Annotated in this window: 18 protein-coding genes, 1 tRNA gene and 1 pseudogene; 14 read left to right on the forward strand and 6 right to left on the reverse strand. The window is 53.3% G+C overall.

Going from position 1 to position 17,795, the window contains the following annotated elements:
• Positions 1 to 1,198 (forward strand): transposase (locus ACFSSA_RS14465; protein ID WP_386821294.1); only part of this gene is annotated, 1,198 nt, incomplete at its 5' end.
• Between the two features lie 35 nt (positions 1,199 to 1,233).
• Here ACFSSA_RS14465 and ACFSSA_RS14470 read toward each other — a convergent pair.
• Both ACFSSA_RS14470 and trpC read right to left on the reverse strand, forming a co-directional pair.
• Positions 1,234 to 1,455 (reverse strand): hypothetical protein, encoded by a 222-nt coding sequence (locus ACFSSA_RS14470; RefSeq protein ID WP_386821295.1) that lies wholly within the window; start codon positions 1,453 to 1,455, stop codon positions 1,234 to 1,236.
• Positions 1,456 to 1,501: 46 nt separating this feature from the next.
• Positions 1,502 to 2,287, reverse strand: coding sequence for an indole-3-glycerol phosphate synthase TrpC (gene trpC, locus ACFSSA_RS14475; RefSeq protein ID WP_386821296.1), 786 nt, complete (start codon positions 2,285 to 2,287; stop codon positions 1,502 to 1,504).
• Between the two features lie 144 nt (positions 2,288 to 2,431).
• Between trpC and ACFSSA_RS14480 the strand changes: the two genes are divergently transcribed.
• The 7 genes from ACFSSA_RS14480 (at position 2,432) to ACFSSA_RS14510 (ending at position 7,527) form a co-directional block, all read left to right on the forward strand.
• Positions 2,432 to 2,506, forward strand: a tRNA-Gly gene (locus ACFSSA_RS14480).
• A 97-nt stretch (positions 2,507 to 2,603) separates the two neighbouring features.
• Complete coding sequence (locus tag ACFSSA_RS14485) at positions 2,604 to 3,470, forward strand: 50S ribosomal protein L11 methyltransferase (RefSeq protein WP_386821297.1); 867 nt, start codon at positions 2,604 to 2,606, stop codon at positions 3,468 to 3,470.
• A 95-nt stretch (positions 3,471 to 3,565) separates the two neighbouring features.
• Positions 3,566 to 4,099: a hypothetical protein gene (locus tag ACFSSA_RS14490; protein ID WP_386821298.1), complete on the forward strand. Its 534-nt coding sequence runs from the start codon at positions 3,566 to 3,568 to the stop codon at positions 4,097 to 4,099.
• 14 nt (positions 4,100 to 4,113) lie between these two features.
• Positions 4,114 to 5,376, forward strand: a complete 1,263-nt coding sequence (locus tag ACFSSA_RS14495; RefSeq protein ID WP_386821299.1) for a hypothetical protein — start codon at positions 4,114 to 4,116, stop codon at positions 5,374 to 5,376.
• A gap of 76 nt (positions 5,377 to 5,452) precedes the next feature.
• Positions 5,453 to 5,872 carry a secondary thiamine-phosphate synthase enzyme YjbQ gene (locus tag ACFSSA_RS14500; protein ID WP_386821300.1) on the forward strand — a complete coding sequence of 140 codons (420 nt, stop codon included), beginning with the start codon at positions 5,453 to 5,455 and terminating at the stop codon, positions 5,870 to 5,872.
• A gap of 57 nt (positions 5,873 to 5,929) precedes the next feature.
• Positions 5,930 to 6,772: a carboxylating nicotinate-nucleotide diphosphorylase gene (gene nadC / locus ACFSSA_RS14505; protein WP_386821301.1), complete on the forward strand. Its 843-nt coding sequence runs from the start codon at positions 5,930 to 5,932 to the stop codon at positions 6,770 to 6,772.
• Complete coding sequence (locus ACFSSA_RS14510; protein ID WP_386821302.1) at positions 6,769 to 7,527, forward strand: biotin--[acetyl-CoA-carboxylase] ligase; 759 nt, start codon at positions 6,769 to 6,771, stop codon at positions 7,525 to 7,527. Before nadC ends, ACFSSA_RS14510 begins: the two co-directional genes overlap by 4 nt.
• 36 nt (positions 7,528 to 7,563) lie before the next feature.
• Here the strand turns inward: ACFSSA_RS14510 and ACFSSA_RS14515 are convergent, their stop codons facing one another.
• The 3 genes and pseudogenes from ACFSSA_RS14515 to ACFSSA_RS14525 all read right to left on the reverse strand — a co-directional run.
• Positions 7,564 to 8,418 carry a DUF817 domain-containing protein gene (locus tag ACFSSA_RS14515; protein WP_386821303.1) on the reverse strand — a complete coding sequence of 285 codons (855 nt, stop codon included), beginning with the start codon at positions 8,416 to 8,418 and terminating at the stop codon, positions 7,564 to 7,566.
• Between the two features lie 68 nt (positions 8,419 to 8,486).
• Complete coding sequence (locus ACFSSA_RS14520; protein WP_386821304.1) at positions 8,487 to 9,767, reverse strand: argininosuccinate synthase; 1,281 nt, start codon at positions 9,765 to 9,767, stop codon at positions 8,487 to 8,489.
• A 221-nt stretch (positions 9,768 to 9,988) separates the two neighbouring features.
• Positions 9,989 to 10,123, reverse strand: a pseudogene (locus ACFSSA_RS14525) (DNA-binding protein); the annotation flags it as partial.
• A gap of 165 nt (positions 10,124 to 10,288) precedes the next feature.
• Here ACFSSA_RS14525 and recO point away from each other — a divergent pair.
• Complete coding sequence (gene recO, locus ACFSSA_RS14530) at positions 10,289 to 10,825, forward strand: DNA repair protein RecO (protein WP_386821305.1); 537 nt, start codon at positions 10,289 to 10,291, stop codon at positions 10,823 to 10,825.
• 64 nt (positions 10,826 to 10,889) lie between these two features.
• The gene (locus ACFSSA_RS14535) at positions 10,890 to 11,798 is read left to right on the forward strand and encodes a tetratricopeptide repeat protein (protein WP_386821307.1); all 909 of its coding nucleotides are present in this window, start codon (positions 10,890 to 10,892) and stop codon (positions 11,796 to 11,798) included.
• Between the two features lie 94 nt (positions 11,799 to 11,892).
• Here the strand turns inward: ACFSSA_RS14535 and ACFSSA_RS14540 are convergent, their stop codons facing one another.
• A complete protein-coding gene (locus tag ACFSSA_RS14540; protein WP_386821308.1) occupies positions 11,893 to 13,548 on the reverse strand; it encodes a tetratricopeptide repeat protein in 1,656 nt (551 codons plus the stop codon).
• A gap of 40 nt (positions 13,549 to 13,588) precedes the next feature.
• On the opposite strand from ACFSSA_RS14540, the gene proC reads away from it, so the two are divergent.
• The 4 genes from proC to ACFSSA_RS14560 all read left to right on the forward strand — a co-directional run bounded on the left by proC (position 13,589) and on the right by ACFSSA_RS14560 (position 17,577).
• Entirely contained in the window at positions 13,589 to 14,434 is an 846-nt protein-coding gene (gene proC / locus ACFSSA_RS14545; RefSeq protein WP_386821310.1) for a pyrroline-5-carboxylate reductase, read from the forward strand.
• Positions 14,435 to 14,530: 96 nt separating this feature from the next.
• Positions 14,531 to 15,466 (forward strand): outer membrane protein assembly factor BamD, encoded by a 936-nt coding sequence (locus tag ACFSSA_RS14550; RefSeq protein WP_386821311.1) that lies wholly within the window; start codon positions 14,531 to 14,533, stop codon positions 15,464 to 15,466.
• Positions 15,467 to 15,490: 24 nt separating this feature from the next.
• Positions 15,491 to 15,997 carry an LPS assembly lipoprotein LptE gene (gene lptE, locus ACFSSA_RS14555; RefSeq protein WP_386821312.1) on the forward strand — a complete coding sequence of 169 codons (507 nt, stop codon included), beginning with the start codon at positions 15,491 to 15,493 and terminating at the stop codon, positions 15,995 to 15,997.
• 74 nt (positions 15,998 to 16,071) lie between these two features.
• Positions 16,072 to 17,577 carry a hypothetical protein gene (locus ACFSSA_RS14560; protein WP_386821313.1) on the forward strand — a complete coding sequence of 502 codons (1,506 nt, stop codon included), beginning with the start codon at positions 16,072 to 16,074 and terminating at the stop codon, positions 17,575 to 17,577.
• Positions 17,578 to 17,795: the final 218 nt, after the last annotated feature.

Here is a 17,795-nt window from a genome sequence, read left to right on the forward strand (position 1 = left end):
TTTCTTCGAGAATCTCCCCAGCGAACGCGCCATCGCCAGCCGCTGTGAGGACTCGCTCTCGTTGCGTTGCTTTCTGGGTTACGGAATCCACGAAGCCACCCCGAATCATTCCAGCCTCAGTGTCATCCGCGGACGTCTCGGCCCGGAGATCTATCAGGCAGCTTTCGAGCTCGTCCTCAGCGGCCTGCGCGAACGGGGCCTGCTCAAGGGCCGCAACCTCGGCATCGACTCCAGCGTCATCGAAGCCAACGCCTCGCTGCGCGAACTCGTCCATCGCAACACCGAGGAACAGTATTGGGAATACGTGAAGCGTCTTGCCGCCCAGGCCGGCATCGATCCCGACGACACCAGGGCCGTGCGCCGATTCGACAAGAAGCGCGAGGGCCGCAAGACCAGCAACCAAGAGTGGGTCAACCCCCACGACCCCGACGCCAGGATCGGCATGACCAAGCACGGAGCCTGCGACATGATCTACAAGCCCGAACATGTCACCGATCTTGATACGGGGGCCATCGTAGCAGCCGAGACCCGGCTCGGCGATCAGGGCGACACCGAGGAGCTCGCGCAACGGATGATGGCCGTCGGCGAAGTCCTCGCGCGGGTCTGCGACGACCCGGAACAAACCAAGGTTCTCACCAGCCTGACCGCCGACGAAGGGTATTTCTCCGTCGAACAGGTCTGCGGCCTGCAGAACGAGCGCGTGCGCGTGATCATCGGCGACCCCCACGAATCCAAACGGCGGCGCGACAAGCAGAGCGGCATCGTGCGTCAGGTGCTCTCCAAAGCGAGGCGTGCAGTGAGGAGCGAGAGCGGCAAAGCGCTGCTGAGAAAACGCGGCGAGCACATCGAGCGAAGCTTCTGTCACGTGCTCGACCATGGCAAACACCGCCGCGCGACCTTGCGAGGCAGAGTGAACCTGAGCAAACGCCAGCTCGCCGCCGCGCTCACGCACAACCTGTCCCTGATGATGCGACATCTCACCGGATACGGCACCGTCAAGCAGTGGCTGGCAGGCAACAGAACCCCGGGCCGGGGTTTGTCTGACCTACTCAGGACGCTTCTGTCGACCCTGAGGAGTGTCTGGGAAAGATTATCAGAGCGTCTCGTCGAATTTCTGAGCGATGACGACCCGAAAAGCTGCCGGAACGAGGTTTTTATCCCGCCATCTCCGAATTGCCGTTCTTCAACAGGCTGCTAGGCCTTCAGGCGGAAGTAGGAGTCTTTTGTGGCAGATCAGCTCGTCGCTGATTTGCCACTCGTGGGATCATTTTCGTTTTTCTCTGAGTCCTCGGGTTTCGAGTTGGTGAGCTCTGTATCCGGGATATGCGCATCTTCTTCATTGGCTCTGAGATGGGATTTGTCTTTCGAGTCTTCCTCACCGCGTTTAATGTCCTTTTCGGTCAGATGATTTTCCGAATGGTTCCCTGATGACTTGCTGGATGTATTTTCAGACATGGATCAAGCTAACTCCTTGTAGGTAAATTGCAAAAAACGGATACGACTAAATTGTCAGAGTCATAAACTCCTCAATTGCCAGGGAGGGATTCTCCGCACGCATTAATGTTTCCCCGATAAGCAATGCGTTCGCGCCGGCTTTGAGAGCACGGAGAGCGTCTTCGTGGGTTTTGATACCGCTTTCTGATACAAGTAAGACTTCATCGGGGACTTCTTCGGCCAAGCGTTCGGTGGTCGCCATGTCGACCTCGAAGGTTTTGAGGTTACGGTTGTTCACGCCGATCAAATCCGCGCCGAGATCCAAGGCTCTCTCCATCTCGGGAAGATCGTGAACTTCCACAAGCACATCGAGTTGGAAGGATTTGGCCTCGTCATAAAGACGACGCAGCAATTCATCGTCCAGAGCCGCTACGATCAGAAGAATGGCATCAGCGCCCGCAATGACAGCTTCGTGGATTTGTGTTTCATGGATGGTGAAGTCCTTGCGTAGCAGGGGAATCGTGGAAAACTCCGAGATTTTACTCAGATAACCCAGCGAGCCTTGGAAGTATTGCTCATCGGTGAGGATGGATAGGCATGATGCGCCACCGTCCATGTATCTCCCTGCCTGGCGGATGGGATCGAAGTCCGGATCGATCAAACCGACGGAGGGTGAAGCTTTTTTCACCTCGGCGATGAGGCCCAGATTCGCAGGACCACGATCCAACGCGGCGCGGAAGCCGCGGAAATCGTTCCGTTGCAAAGCGGCTGCTCTCAGGTGACCCGCGCGTGGCAGGAGGGCTTCAACTTCTAGATGTTTAGTAGCGATGATTTGGGAAAGTTTGTCGGACATAATTCAGCTGGATATAGGTAGAATCAGGGACGGAAAAGGTGGAGGAAAATTTTTCGCATTTTTTAGCAGATTTATCTTGAAGAAAATCGGCCGATGGGTAACAAATCCGCACGCGCAACACGAAAGCCGAAAGGTAAGCGTAACGCGGGCGTAGCTCAGTGGTAGAGCGCCACCTTGCCAAGGTGGATGTCGTGAGTTCGAATCTCATCGCCCGCTCCATTTTATTTCCAGGCCACCACAAATGCGGTGGCTTTTTTCATTTCTACGAGGTGATTTTATTTGCCTGAATGCTAATGATTTGTCGATATTCCGGCAAATGTATTTGTGGTCAAAACTTTCAGGAGCCCAGTGGATCGACGCGTGGGAAGAGCGCTTTGCGGGGAATCCGAATTTCGTCGTGGAATATATAAAGGGAGGAAAATCCGTCCGGGTGCAGGTTTACTGCGATTCTGAGGCGGAGGGAGAGGAAATTGTGAAGCAGTTCGGCGGGTCAGTGCGTAAGGTGAAGGATGCGGATTGGAAGAAAACACCCGAGCCACCACGTCCTTTGAAAGTCCGGGATGTTTTCCTCGTCACTTCTGAGACGGGTGAAAAGGAGCTTGTTGCACTTCAGAAGGAGTTTCCAAAGCGGGAGCTGATTGTGATTCCCCCCGAGATGGCATTCGGCACGGGCGATCACGCGACAACGTCGACATGTATGCGTTTTCTTGTGGATATCTCGCGGGAGCGGAAGGGTGAAAAATGGTCGGTTGCAGATCTTGGCACAGGCACTGGGTTGCTTGCCATTGGAGCCAGTAAGCTGGGTGCCAGTGAAGTTTGGGGATGTGATTTCGATCCATTTGCTGTCGGAGTGGCGAAGCGAAACACCGAGCGCAATAAAACTCCCGAAGTGGTGATGGAAGAACAGGACGTTCTAAAATGGAAACCTCGTAAAAGTGGTTACGACGTAGTTCTCGCGAACCTGTTCTCTACGGTTTTGATAGAAGCGTGGCCTGTTATTGCAAAATCTCTGGGTAAAGGCGGTGATCTTGTTGTTTCAGGTATTCTCGCTAGCCAGGCATGGGATGTATTTGAAGCGGCTGCCAAGGAGGGGCTAGGTTTCTCGAAGGTTATTAAGAAAGGAAAGTGGGTTACTGCCAGGGGAGGATGGTTTGAGGATCTTGCGGCGAAGGATAAAGTCTAGCATTGCATCCGGACGATCTGTTTCGATGGGATAACAGAAATTGAAGTGGGGAATAGCGGCTTGCACTCCTGTCGGGAATCGGCATGTTTCTTGGAATGAAGTTTCTCCGTATTCTGGCAATATCCATACTCTGCGTCCTCGGAGCAAAGGCCGATGATGCGGGTTTTGACGCGGTTGACGGCCCCAACGTGCGTGTGATGCGGCATGACGATGGCTCCCGCACCGTCTTCACCCGTAGTCCGGATAACCGCACGCTCACGAAGAAAACATTTACGGCCAATGGTGCCATGTATCTTGTGACCATCTACCGCATGGATGCTCACGGAAATCCCACGGGGTGTAAGATTTACGACGGGCAGAAGAATGAGATGTTCAAAACCAGTTATGGCTATCGCAAGTCCGATGGGCAGTTGGTGGAAGAGCGTATGTTCGACTCCCGCGTGAAAAGGATCGATCCGAATACGGGTAAGGAAATGCCGGTGCGCCGTTTCATCTATACTTATGATGCTCTCGGAAACCGCAGTGCGCCGATTGCGATTACACTGATCCCGGGAAAAACCGCGGAAGAAGTTTATGGAGGACCAACGGCGCTGGATGTTGATCCGTTCTCCGGCTCCCAGGGACGATAGTTTTTTCTCCGAAGATGATCTCTGGAACGCAGTTATTGCCACTTCTCATCGGAGCGGCCATCGGAGTGGGTGGCTGGATGTTTGGGCAAAGGCAGGGTGGCTCTGTAGATGCCTCGGTGATCCAAGGAATCGAGAACCAGTTGAGAATTGCCCAGGAGGAGATCGAGATACTTACCGACGAGAACGAGTCCTTGCGCTCACTCGCACAGGGAGGCGGGGAAGTCGCCGTGCCTGCGGAAATGATCGCTCAGGTGGAGAAAGACTACGGACTACACTTCATTTCAAATCCGGTGGTGCATAGGATAGCCACGGAGGAGCTGGGTTACCGGGTGGAGGCCGCGCTGGAGAGCCGGTTGGGACCACAAGGGATGGATGATAGGCAAGAGGCTTATCGACGCATCGGCTGGCTGCGCGCGGAGGACAATCTGCTCAATCAACTCGCTGCCGTGCGCTCGGTTGGGGCTGTTGGGTGGTTTGACGAGCAAACCGGAGAAGCCTGGGTGACAGATAAATTCGACCTGAAAAATATTCCCGACCAGGCGGCAATGCTGCGTCTACTGGTAAGGGTTTTGCTGAATCAGCATTTTCCACCTGCTCCGTCCTATCCCGGAGATGACGCGGCGCGTGCCCGGGAAGCTTTGCACGCTGGTGCTGCTTCCGGTGCAGAAACGCGTTTTTATGCGGCGAGTGCCCGGGGAATCGGCTTTGTGCCCATGAATGATGCTGGCGCGGCTTCCCGCCTGTTGCTGGCGCTGCCCGATTTTATCCAGGGACTTACGATGTTTCCCGTGGTGGAAGGAAAAGGCCTGGCAGATACTCTGTTTGTGAAAGGAATCGGGGAATTTTCCGAAGGAATGCGCAATGCCCCAGCGAATACCTTCGGGATCGTTCTTCCCGGAGAAGATCCCCGGGGAGGCAAAATCGACTTCCCGGAATTTCCCGATGAAATTTATCTCCAGGAAAGCGCCGGCTATCTTGGTTTGCGGCTATGGCTTTCCGAAATGGGCGATGTGGGTGTGGCGGAAGAGGTCGCACGCGGGTGGATGCGGGATGGCTATACGCTTTTTGCCGATGGAGATATGTCTTCGGGGCTGCTCTGGGACGTCGAATTCGAGAGTAAGGAAATCGCGGATATGTTCGAAACGGCAGCGAAAGAGCGGGTATCCGCGATGGAGCAGATCGATGGATCACGCTTTTTTTCGGTCCTGAGAACCAGCGGGAACCGGGTGCGATTTCTGAACTTGGCTGAGGCTGAAACTCTCGAGGCCTTCAGATAAATTAAGTAATGTTTTCGTCTCTCATAATGGAAAATCCAAACTTTTCCGGGAAGGGAACTTGGTATTGGTTGGGGTCATGAAAGTTTTTACCGATCAAATGACTTTGCAGACGCGGGGCAAGGGGACTTATGAAATCACCGACGAGGTATCTGCGATAGTCCGCGCCTCCGGGATAGAGAACGGTCAGGTTACCGTCTTCGTGAGGCATACCAGCGCCAGTTTGATATTGATGGAGAATGCCGATCCCTCCGCGCGAAGAGATCTTGAGCGGTGGTTCGATCGATTGGTGCGGGAGGATGATGCGGATTTTATCCACACGCATGAAGGTCCTGACGATATGCCAAGTCATATCCGGATGGTTTTGACACGTTCCAGTGAAGTAATACCAATTCATCAGGGGCGGATGGTTCTGGGGACCTGGCAGGGAATATTTCTTTTTGAGCACCGGCGGGATCCTCATTCGCGGAAAATTGCGCTGACCGTATTGGGAGAATAATGACGGCGGGTGAAATCTTAACTTTTAACTTTCTGAAATAAGGAATACCCAAAGAATATGTCGCAGGAATTGATTATGATGGCTTTGGAGGAGGATATTGGTGAGGGCGATGTGACTTCCCAATATTTCGTCCCGGAGAACAAGACCGCCATAGCATTTGTGACGGTGCGGGAAGAAGGAGTCGTTTCCGGCGTGAAGCTTGCAAAAGCGGTCTTTCTCGAGGTGGATCCGAATCTGGAAGTGCAGATTTTAGTAGAGGACGGGAGTAAAGTCGGTCCCGGAGCGATGCTGATCCGGGTAGAAGGAAAAGCCCGCTCGATACTTACGGCGGAAAGGACGGCTCTCAATTTCCTGCAGCGACTTTCCGGCGTGGCTACGATGACGGCCCGCTATGTGAATCTGGTCAGGCACACGCGTGCGCGGATCCTCGATACGCGGAAAACCACGCCGGGCTACCGGGCTCTGGAAAAGCAAGCCGTGCTGGATGGCGGAGGGACAAACCACCGGATGGGACTCTACGACCGGGCGATGGTGAAGGACAATCACCTGGCAGCCGAAGGAGGTATCGAAGCCGTTCAAAAGGCCATTCAACAGGTAAAGGCCGATAAACCACATGTCGAAGTGGAGCTGGAAGCGGATCGCTTGGAGCAGGTCCGCGCCTTCGTGGAACTCGAAGGAGTGGATTACATCCTACTCGATAACATGAGCTTGGAAGAACTGAAGGAGGCGGTGGAAATACGCGGTGACAAGCACCGGGTGCGCCTCGAAGCGAGCGGTGGGGTAAATCTGAGCACGGTCGTCGAAATCGCGGAGACCGGTGTGGATTTCATCTCAGTGGGTGCCTTGACGCATTCGTCGCCAAGTCTCGATATCGGGTTGGACTTCGTAGGTGGAAAATGAGTGATTTTGATGAAATTGCGATATTGCTGCCGGATCCCTATAGGATCCTGTGGCGGGAGAAAGTCACTTCCACCAATGACGAAATCCGTATCCTGGCGGGACAGGGCATGTCGGAAGGGCTGGTTTTAATTGGTGAGGAACAAACTGCGGGACGGGGAAGGAGAGGGGCTGCCTGGTTTTCTCCGAAGGGCGAGAATCTTGCTTTTTCCGTGCTCTTGCGACCACGTGCTCCAAAGCATCTTTGGTCACGCTTTTCTCTCGCGACAGGTTTGGCAGTGGCAGAAGGCTTGGAAAGGTTTTTACCGATGGCCGCAATCAAATGGCCGAATGATGTCCTGATTGATGACCGGAAAATTGCGGGGATTCTTGTGGAGGCAGGTGCAGATTTCGTGATTATCGGGATCGGGATCAATGTGAATCCGGAAAAGTTCCCCGATGAATTGCTGGCCACCTCGCTGAAAAAGGAGTGCGACCGGGAAATTTCACGGGCCGAGGTTTTACTGGAAGTGTTAAAACGACTGGCGAAATACAGCGGCCGTATTGAATCTGATTTCGAAGAATTGCTAGATGGTGTGAGGCAGCGGTGTGCACTCACAGGGAAGCAGGTGAAGTTTCTCCAAGGGGGTAATCACCGCAGTGGCCGGGTAAAAGGGATTGGCAGTAGTGGCGAACTACTCGTGGAGCTTAACGGATCGATTGAGGGAATTATCCAAGCTGATGAAGTGCGGGTCTGTTCTGCTGATCCAGTGCTTTGATTCCCGATCAGGTCTCTTCCGGAGAGGTGCTGCTGTCTATATAGCTTTCCCTGGAATGATCTTTTCCGGCCCGTTCACCCCCAGCTTTGCTTCCAGTTGGCGCAGAGCATAGATAAGCACAAACGAGAGCTGCATGAGTAAATACCATGCGGAAAGTTTCGAAAAATGAACCGGTTTCCAGCCAGACTTCTGATCGGGATAGGTCCACGCACGGGCGATGGTTCCGAGGTTTTCCGCGATGAAAATCGTCAGGGATACGAGGAGGAAGCCGATCAATAGTGGCATTTTCAATGTCCTGTTCTTCGGCTTGAAGTGAATACGGGTTTTCCAGAATGCCACGGCGCCTGTTGCGATCAATATCCAGCGAATATCCGGGAAATAATGGTGAGTAAAGAAATTCAGATATGCCAGAACGGAGATCGCTCCGGCCAGCCATAGAGGCGGAAATTCTGTGAAATGAAAGTGGAATCCCCGCCACGCACGGGCCATGTAACTACCAACGGCGGAATACATGAAACCTGCAAAGAGCGGCACATTGTAGATCCGTAGGAAAGAGTTCTCCGGGTAAGCCCAGGATCCGATCTCCTCGGAGGTTTTGAACAATTCCATCGCTGTAGCCATCAAATGGAACAGAAAAATCACGCAGATTTCCCTCCAGGATTCCAGTTTGAGAACAAGCATCAGGACCTGGATTGCCACAGCGTAAAATACCAGGGCATCGTAACGGGCCAGAGGAATATCGGGATACCAGACCCTGGTGATTAGGATGCCGATGAGTAGCAGTGCCCCGAAGATGCACGCCCAAGCTTGTTTCAGCCCGAACCATATAAACTCATATAGGGCCGGACAGATGCGCCCAAGAGGAAGCAGAGCTCTTTCGATGAGGTTCATTCGGCGGATTATAAATAGAAAAGGCCATCACCGCGGGATGCGGCGATGGCCTGGCTTTCGATGGGAAATTACTTCTGGTTGGCGACTGCTTTGAGACGCAGAGCGTTTAGTGCGATAAAGCCTGTGGCATCGTCTTGATTATAGGCTTCTTCCTGGCCGCCTTCCATCGTGGCGACAGCTTCGGAATACATGCTGTGCGGGCTGCGACGGCCTGCCTGCATAACATTACCTTTGTAGAGTTTGAGCCGAACCTCACCTGAAACGGTTTTCTGTGTCTCGGTTACAAGAGCCTGGATCGCCTCGCGCTCCGGGGCGAACCAGAAGCCGTTGTAAACGAGCTGGGCGTATTTCGGAATAAGAGAGTCCCGGATGTGCATCGCTTCGCGGTCGACAACGAGCGTCTCAAGATCGCGGTGGGCAGCGAGGAGAATTGTGCCGCCCGGGGTCTCGTAGATGCCACGGGATTTCATGCCGACGAAACGGTTCTCCACAATATCTACCCGCCCGATTCCGTTGCGGCCACCGAGGAGGTTGAGCACACGCATGACGCCATAGGCACTGAGTAATGTGTAGCCGTCCTGCTGGCTGGTGGCTTTCACATCCCCAACCTCTTCAAGGACTGCATCCAGATTTTCATGACGAAGTCCGATGGCATTGCCCTTTTCGAAAAGAATTTCCACATATTCAGCTTTGTCCAGAGCATCTTCCGGGGAAACGGAGAGGACATACATATCGGTGTCCTCCGGGGTAGTCGCATCATACCACGGGTCTTCCATAGCTCCTGCTTCGAAGGAGATGTGAAGAAGGTTGCGATCCATGGAGTAAGGCTTTTTCATGGAGGCCTTGATCGGAATATTGTGTTCCTCCGCGTAGGCGATCATCTCCGCGCGACCGGGAAATTGCTTGCGGAATTCCGCATCACGCCATGGGGCAATGCATTTGACCTGAGGTGCAAGTGCCGCCGCAGATAGCTCGAAGCGGACCTGGTCATTGCCCTTGCCGGTAGCGCCGTGAGCGATCGCGTCAGCGCCCTCTTTGATCGCGATGTCGATCATATCCTTTGTGATGCAAGGACGGGCAATGGAGGTGCCAAGCAGATAACGGCCTTCGTAGATCGCTCCGGCCTGGATCATTGGAAAAATGTAGTTCTGGGCAAAATCTTCCTTGAGATCCCCGATGTAGCACTTGGAAGCACCTGTGGAGAGGGCTTTGGCTTCGAGCCCGTCAAGCTCATCACCTTGGCCGACATCCGCACAGTATGCGATGATCTCCGCGTTGTATTTTTCTTTGAGCCAGAGGAGGAGGACGGAGGTGTCTAGACCTCCGGAGTATGCGACTACGATTTTCATATAATTAACAGGATTGGGAAGATGCGTGGAAAAGCCTGAATGATTGTGGATCTGGCTTCACCGTTCGAGCGGGAGGTTGGGTAAAGCGGTAAAAGCTGAAAAGCTGAAAAACCGAAAAGAGGAAAGTTTCTGCAAAGAAAAAGCCGGCCCCCATCAAAGGGAGTCCGGCTTTTCCGTGAAATAATGAGTTTCTTACGGCTTCAGCTCTCGCTGGATTCGTCAGTTTCAGTTTTCTTAGCTGCTTTCTTAGCTGCCTTTTTGGCGGGAGCTTTTTTCGCGGCTTTTTTGATTGGAGCTTTCTTTACCTCTTCATCGTCGGAAGAATCTTTTGCTGCTACTTTTTTGAGAGTTGCCTTTGGAAGGATTCCGCCAAGTTTGGCTTGTTCCTTTTTGCGCTTGAGATAATCCGCACGACGACGGCGTTTGATGATTTTGTTTGATTGCTGGCCCATGGTTGCTGGACATTGGCTAAGGCAGCGAAAGCAGGGTATCAAGCCGAAACTTTAATTCATTCATTCAAGGTGATTTCCACAGAAGCTATATTGATACGAACAACGCGCCTGACGGACACCAGTTTGATCGTGCACTGGTATAGTGAGGACGAAGGTTTGGTGAAAACTGTGGCCAAGGGAGCGCTTCGCCCGAAGAGTCCTTTTGCCGGGAAACTGGATCTGTTTTTTTCCGGAGAAATAGCGATCGTGCCAGCGCGCAGGGGAGAACTGCACAGCCTGCGGGAGGTCTCGATTTCAAATTGGCGGCAGGGGCTGAGGCGACAATATTTGACAACCCTGATGGCTGGATATTTCTGCCAGTTGCTCGAAGCGGCAGTGGAACCGATGCATGGAGATCCGGGACTGTTTGATCTGCTGAGACGTGGTCTGGATTTTCTGGATCATTCCGAGCCGACTCCAAAGGCGCTTTTCCACTTCGAAAAAGAATTGGCAAAATTGTTAGGAGTGCTTGCCGGAAAGGGGTTGGCGGAGGTCTCCTTGAGAGAGCATTTAGGAGTCCTGCCGTATAGCCGGAAGCAGTTGCTCGATAGGTTGTCGGGGATTTGAAGGTTTGATCTGGTCAAATCGAAATTTTAGCGTTTAAGCTCCGTCCCCCCCTAAAAAAAATAGAATGGAAACACCTACAGTGAATTTTATCCAGGCCATGCGTGAGCAAATTGAGAAAATGCTTGATGAGGGCAACCTCGCTGAGGCTCTGAAAACCGCGAATGAGGCCGTGGACAAATGCCGGAAATCCCTAACAGTCGGAGAAGAGGCTGATGAGTCCTTGGCCGCCGCATTGGAACTGCGTAGCAGTGTTTATTTAGCCCAGCAAAATTACAACGAGGTCATTTCAGACGCGAACAAGGCCATTGAAAACCTTCGCGAACGGCCGGAAAAATTCAGTGATTTGGGACGGCTGTATGCATTGATCGGGGCGGCCTATGATGCCCAGGGACGCACCGAGAGAGTAATCGATGCCTGGAAAAAAGCTGTGACTTACTTTGAGAAGTGTGAACCGCCGCTCCTTCTTGATGTTGCCACGATGACGAACAATCTTGGCTTTATTGCAAAAGCGGGTGGCGATCTGGATTCCGCCGAGGATTTTTTCCTGCGGGCCCTGAAAATTCTCCACTCGGAAGTAGGTGAGAAGCATGCGCAAACCGCTTCAGTATCCAACAATCTAGGGGCCGTGTACTTGGCAGCCGGGTATCTCGATCAAGCGCGTGAAATGCACATGATGGCATTGGAAACCCGCCGTAGTATCTTCGGAGAAAGCCATCCAGATACCGCACAATCGCACAACAATCTGGCACTTGCCTATCTGAAGACGGGGGATCGCAGTTGGGCTCGGAAACACTTTGAGAAAGCGCTCGAGGGCTTTGAATCCCTGGGGATCGAATATTCCTCGGATCTGGAGGCGGTCGCCTCGAATTACTGTGATTTCCTCATCGAGGAAGGCGAGGGGATTCTATCCGGAATCATTGCACACCGTGTGAAAGAACTTTTGTCCGCCGAGCAGCCGGTGGGAGCCTCCTGAAGGTCGCGTTCTGAAGAAATGAAAAAGCCGGGCACCAATTGGTGTTCCGGCTTTTTTTACGGGTGGAAAACTCAGGTTTCAGAATGCTTGGGAATCATTCCGCGGAATCTCCGGTCTTGATCTTGGAGCGGGCGCTTTCGAGCCTCTGTAATGTCTCATGATCATTGGGGAATTTCATAAGGGCTTCGGTGTATGCCTCAATAGCCTCGGCGGGTTGATTGCGAGCAATATAGTAGTCTCCCAAACGGGTAACCATGGGGGTAAGCAGAGGAGGAGGGCTCAGCATGGTGGCAGGTCGCTGGCGGTCAGTCGCAGCGCGGAACCAATTGAATGCGGAGCCGTGACCGGCAGGGGGGCCGGCAAGAGCTAGCCTGCCGCGTAATTCGGCCGCGAGAACCTCAAGAGCCCGGAAGGAACGTAACCATTCGGAACGCTCTCCTATGGCGGCGGCAATATTCTGTTTTTTTGCCATTGCCTGGCCGTGGTAGCTGACAGCCCCGATGGTATCTCCGGCTTTTTCCAACTCTCCCGCGTCAAGCAGGCGTTGCGCTTCAAGCGATATGCGAAGACCATCCACCCACCAGTAGGATAGAGATTTCTCACGGAACGGAGCACCTTCCTCTGGCGTCGGAAGAGATGCCAGAGCCTTTGCCGAATCCCCTTCGCGGCTGCGGCGTAGTAGCACCCGAGCGGGTAATGTTTTCGCATCCCATAATAGCTGCCGGGTTCCGAATGCGAACGGGCGCTCGGGATCCACCGTGGTATTGGCGATTTTTTCCGCAGAGGCGAGTGCATTGTCGAAGTCACCCTTGGATGCCAGGGCAACGACGCGGTAGCATTCGGAGCGCACCCATTCGCCACAATCCGCGGGAGCGACTTTATTTTCTTTCATCCAGATGGAATACAGTGTGGCGGATCTTGCAAAGGCCGAGGCAGCTTTGGAGTGCTCTCCACAGCGCCACTCGTAATGGCCCAGAAGGTGAAAATACGGGGCGTAGTCCGGAACCATCTGGCATAGATTGCGAGCCATTTCCAGCGAGGGCTGTAGGTCGGGCGACTCGGCGCGGATGAGCAATAATGCATAAAGTGGAAGGGCTGCATTCGGATCGCGTTCGATGAGCTTGAGCAGCCGTTGCTCGGATTTTTCTTGGTCCGGGGTGATTTCTCCCAATTCGTCATATCCGCCACGGCCAAACAACGCGGCGAAAATTTCCGACTGGAGTTCTCCGGGGAATTTTTCCGCGACACGCTTGAACGCAGTGGCGGCTCCTTTGGGGCCCTCTTCGATATACTTGATCAGACTGTATGCGAATCCCCGTTCAAGTTCGGTTCCTTCGCCGGCGCTCACAAGCTCCAGCATTCTTTCGGTTGTAGCCAAGCGATTGGCATCGGTCTCCGGAGAAGGGGCAAGCATCGTCATAATCATCCCCCAGTGAGCCATCAGGCAATGTGGATCCGCTTTCATGGCGATCGCGAAATGGCGGCTTGCCTCGAATTCCCATCCGCCATGTAGATGATTAAGCCCTTGTAGTGTGTGGATTTGAGCCTCTTCGTTGGCAGCGCTGACTGCTGTCACCAAGCCTTTGTGGAAAGGGAATACGGAAGGCGGTCCGAGCTTGCTGACTGCATCTGGAATACATTTTTCCAAGGTTGGCATTTCGCCGATAATGGCCTGCTCGTCAGTATCTACTTGAGCCTGCGAGTTCATTATTCCTGCCATCAGCAAGAAACAGGTGAGAAAGTATTTCATGTGCGAAAGATGGTGCAGTGATTTGAAATTCCCAAGGAAAATGACGCTCGCAACGAGAGAGATTTCGTATAAGCCTTCCGCCATGAAAATCGGAATTATCGGATGTGGGAAAATGGCGACGGCACTGATCAAGGGTGTGATCGAAGCCGGTGTAGTCGGAGCCGGAGATGTGATGGGAATTTCCCGCACCGAAGCTTCCAGAGAGCGCTTTGCAAAGGCCACAGGTGCAGGAATTACTGCCAATCTGGAAGAGCTGGTAAGCCATTCTGACGTCCTGCTGCTCGGCACCAAACCACAGGATGTTTATAAAACCCTCTCGGATTGCCGATTTGATGGAAAGGGGGACAAACTGCTGATCTCGGTGGCAGCGGGTGTCACGCTGGAAAACCTCGAAAAACACACGCCTGCCGAAGTCCGCGTCGTCCGCACGATGCCTAATACACCCTCGCTTATCGGCAAAGGTGCGACGGGTTATTGCCTCGGGGAGCGTTGTGTCCCGGAGGATGAGAAGGTGGTTAGTGCGTTGCTGGATGCTGTGGGACTCTCATCCAGAGTGCCTGAGAAACTTATGAATGCGGTGGTCGGGGTGTCCGGCAGCGGCCCCGCCTACATCTACATGATCATAGAAGCCATGGCCGATGGGGGAGTGCTTTGTGGCCTGCCGCGGGAGGATGCGCTGAAACTTGCGGCACAGACGGTGAGCGGCGCGGCGGAGATGGTGCTGCAGACCGGTCAACACCCGGCTGTATTGAAGGACATGGTTACCTCGCCCGGTGGCACTACCATCACAGCTTTGGCCGTTTTAGAGGAAAAAAATGTGCGGTCCGCATTTATTAAAGCGGTGGGCGCGGCCTGTGATAAGGCGACAGAGCTTGGAAAGAACTGAAGCTGGAGTGAGCTTTTTCATTCCCGGTCCGGTGTGACTTCATCTTCCTTGTAATTTCAGCTTTCCCGCCGCGCCAAAGTTCTTATGGTCGAGGCCATGAAGAAGTGTTTTCCATTGGTTGTCGCAATTGCCGCAGGAGCAGGAATGATGGTTTCCTGCAGCAATAATGACGATGTCATGATGCTGGCGGGCAATACCCAGGCTGCGTCCAGTGAAGGCGAGGCCCTCTATCAGAAGGCCAAAGCCGCAGACGATGCGGGGAAAACCACCAAGGCAATCAAGCAATACGAAAATGTTGCCGATAAATATCCCTTCGCACCCTCTTCAGCGCAGGCACGTTTCCGCCAGGCGGAGCTTTTGGAACAGAGAGGTGAAGTTCAAAAATCATTCGATGCCTATCAGAAGTTTCTCACCCGCTATCAGGGCAGTGGCCTTTATTCCACCGCGCTCGAGCGACAGGCAAAAATGGCGCAAGGCGCTGCGGACGGCGAAGTGAAATCCAGCTTCCTCGGACTTCGTTCCAAGCTTTCCACGGACAAGGTGGTGGAGATGCTCTCGAAGGTGCGTGACAATGCGCCGCGCTCGGCGACTTCGGCAAAAGCCCAGTTCACCATCGGCGAGCTTTACCAGGGAAAGAAAAAAGCCAAAGAGGCGATCGAAGCATATCGCAAGCTCGTGAGGGATCAGCCGGAAAGCAGCTATGCTCCTGAAGCACTTTTCCGGGTGGGTGTGGTGCTCATGGAGGAAGCGGATCGAGGCAACCGCAATCAGGCCACTCTCGATCTCGCGGGTGAGGCATTTCAAGATTATCTCCTACAATATCCGGGGCACTCCAAGAATGCGGAGGCACGTCGGCTTTCCAAGAACCTAAATAGCCGCGAGCTGCAACGCTCCGTGGAAATTGCCGAATACTACGATAAGGCCGGACAATACGAGTCCGCGAAAATTTACTATCGCGAGGTGCTCAGGAAAGCTGGATCCGGCGCCGCCTATGACAAGGCGAAAGCCCGGTTGAAAGAGCTCGGCGAGTAACGATTACGGCTTTCTCCTTTTTCTATGAAAACACTTCTTCTCTTATTGCTCGGCCTTATTTCATGCTCGTGTGGCGGGTATCATCTTGGAGGGGCGAAGCCTCCTTCTCTGGCCGCAGTGAAGACCATATCGGTGCCGATGTTCAAAAACGGCACCTTGCATCCCCGTGCTGAATCACTGGCGACCTCTGCGGTAACGGATGCAATTGTCCAGGACGGCACCTACCGGATTGCTGCAGGCAGCAATGCTGACGCAGTTCTGGAGGGAAAAATATCCACTATCGAATACTCGACCCTGAGGAGCTCCCGCTTGGACTCGCTCCTTGCGGAAGAGCTGACCAACCGCGTGTCCATCGACTGGGTGTTGCGTGATGCGAAAGATCCCACGAAGATTCTCGGCAGTGGATCGAACCAAGGGTTCAGCTCATTTTTTGTAGATTCGAACCTTCAGACAGCCAGACAAAATGCCCTTCCAGACGCATTTGAACGCGCTGCCCAAAGTCTGGTTTCCAAGTTGTCATCTGGTTATTAGCGTGCAACTTGTGCCGTTGAATGCGAGATGCCGGAAGATCGGTCCGGTATGAGATTCAATGTGAAATCACCAGTATGAAACCCGAACACGAAGACCCCAATAATCATGCCCCGGAAGTTCTTCCGGATGATGGATGGGATGATGAAGATCCTCCCGAAGAGCAGATCCCTCTTAAGCAGGATTTTGTAGTGCCTCCCAAGAGAGAAGAGAGGGTTCAGGGTAATCTGGGCTTCAAAGGCCGCCATGTAACCCGTTATGAGCCCAAGTCCCAATCGGATTTGGATGCGCCATCCGATGGACCGGGCGAGTCGGGTCCCTCGAAAAAAGAAGCCTCCGGGGGAAGAGTCCCGGGAAAAAAGAAATCTGAGCACCAGGGTAAATCTCTATCTGGCTCGTCAAATCTACCGCCGGTTAAACCTACTCCTATAAAAGGAAGGTCGAAAAAATCTCCGGTCCGGTCGCTTGAAGTAATCCCTAATCCCGAAGAGGAGGCCGCCAACGAAACAATAGAGAAAGTGACCCTGCCTGTATCTTCGGGTAGTTCCGTGAAACATCGGGTTCATGAGATCAGCCGGGTGGATCCCACGCCAGCTAATCTCAAATCCGTCCCTCAGATCCCGGAAAAGGTCACACCGTCCCAAGTGGAGGAGGCAAAGCAGGAAGCAGTTGGCCGGCAACGCAGACAATTTGTGGCGGGAGAACGTGGAGACTGGGGCGAGCAGCAAGGCGGACGTTCCGCCGGCTGGATGATTTACACGGGAATCGGCGTGATATCCTTGATTGTACTTTCGGTCATATTAAGCCAGAAATTCGGCAAGACGGAGGTGCGGGAGTCTGACAAATCCTTATATAGCCAGCTGGAGATCGCGGATGAAATCCCGGAAGCTGCAATGGGAACTGAGATGGAAGATTCCAAACAGATCGAGCTTCTTAATATTAGTCAGAAAAACGGGCAGGAACTATATGCCAGATATGCCAAAGCAGAGTCGGTTGCCGATTTCGCCGATTTCATGTTCGATAGGACGCATGTGGAACCTATTGCGAAAGCTGCATGGAGCCCCGTCGAAACCCGGTCTGACTGGAAGGTGGACGATTCCGCACGATGGTTTGTTGCCGATGAAGATGGGAACCACTACGCCATGATGAGCGGGAGAAATGATGATTTCTCCGAGTTTACCGCGTTTTTCCAAATAGAAGGTGGCGAGCTGAAACTGGACTGGAAAGCAACAGCGGCTTACAGCTCGGCGAGCTATGAAGATCTAAAAGAAGGAAAGGGCGACCCCGGAGAGATACGGGGATATCTTTCAAAAGCGGACTTTTTCACATTCGCCCTGCCAGAGGAGAAGTTTCACTCCTTCCGGCTGATGTCACCTAATCGGTTACATACCGTTTGGATCTATTCGGAAATCGATTCAGAGCTGGACCAGAAATTGGTGAAAATGTTCGGCATTAGCCCTATTACAGGGCAAGCGCAGAACGAAGTTCAGCTTACACTGTCCCTTGAGCGTGGCCCTGCTGAAAGCTTGCCTGGGCAGTGGATGATAAAAGACTTAACAGGGCTATCCTGGATGGATAGATAACTGTGAATGACTCATGATAATGAATGTGCGTGGCATTACTGTGCGCACTGCGGCTCTCTGTTCAAATCGGATTCCGGTTTCGATAAAAACAGGGTCTGCGATTCTTGCGGGAAGAAACCTGCCAAGCGGCCATCTTCCTCAGACGGGATATCCCCATCAACTTCCAGGCCGAAGCCCAGCGAGTTCTCCCTCAAGCCCGAATTGGTTCAGAGCGATGG

Source organism: Luteolibacter algae, assembly GCF_042683045.1.
In the GTDB taxonomy this organism is placed as follows: domain Bacteria; phylum Verrucomicrobiota; class Verrucomicrobiia; order Verrucomicrobiales; family Akkermansiaceae; genus Luteolibacter; species Luteolibacter algae.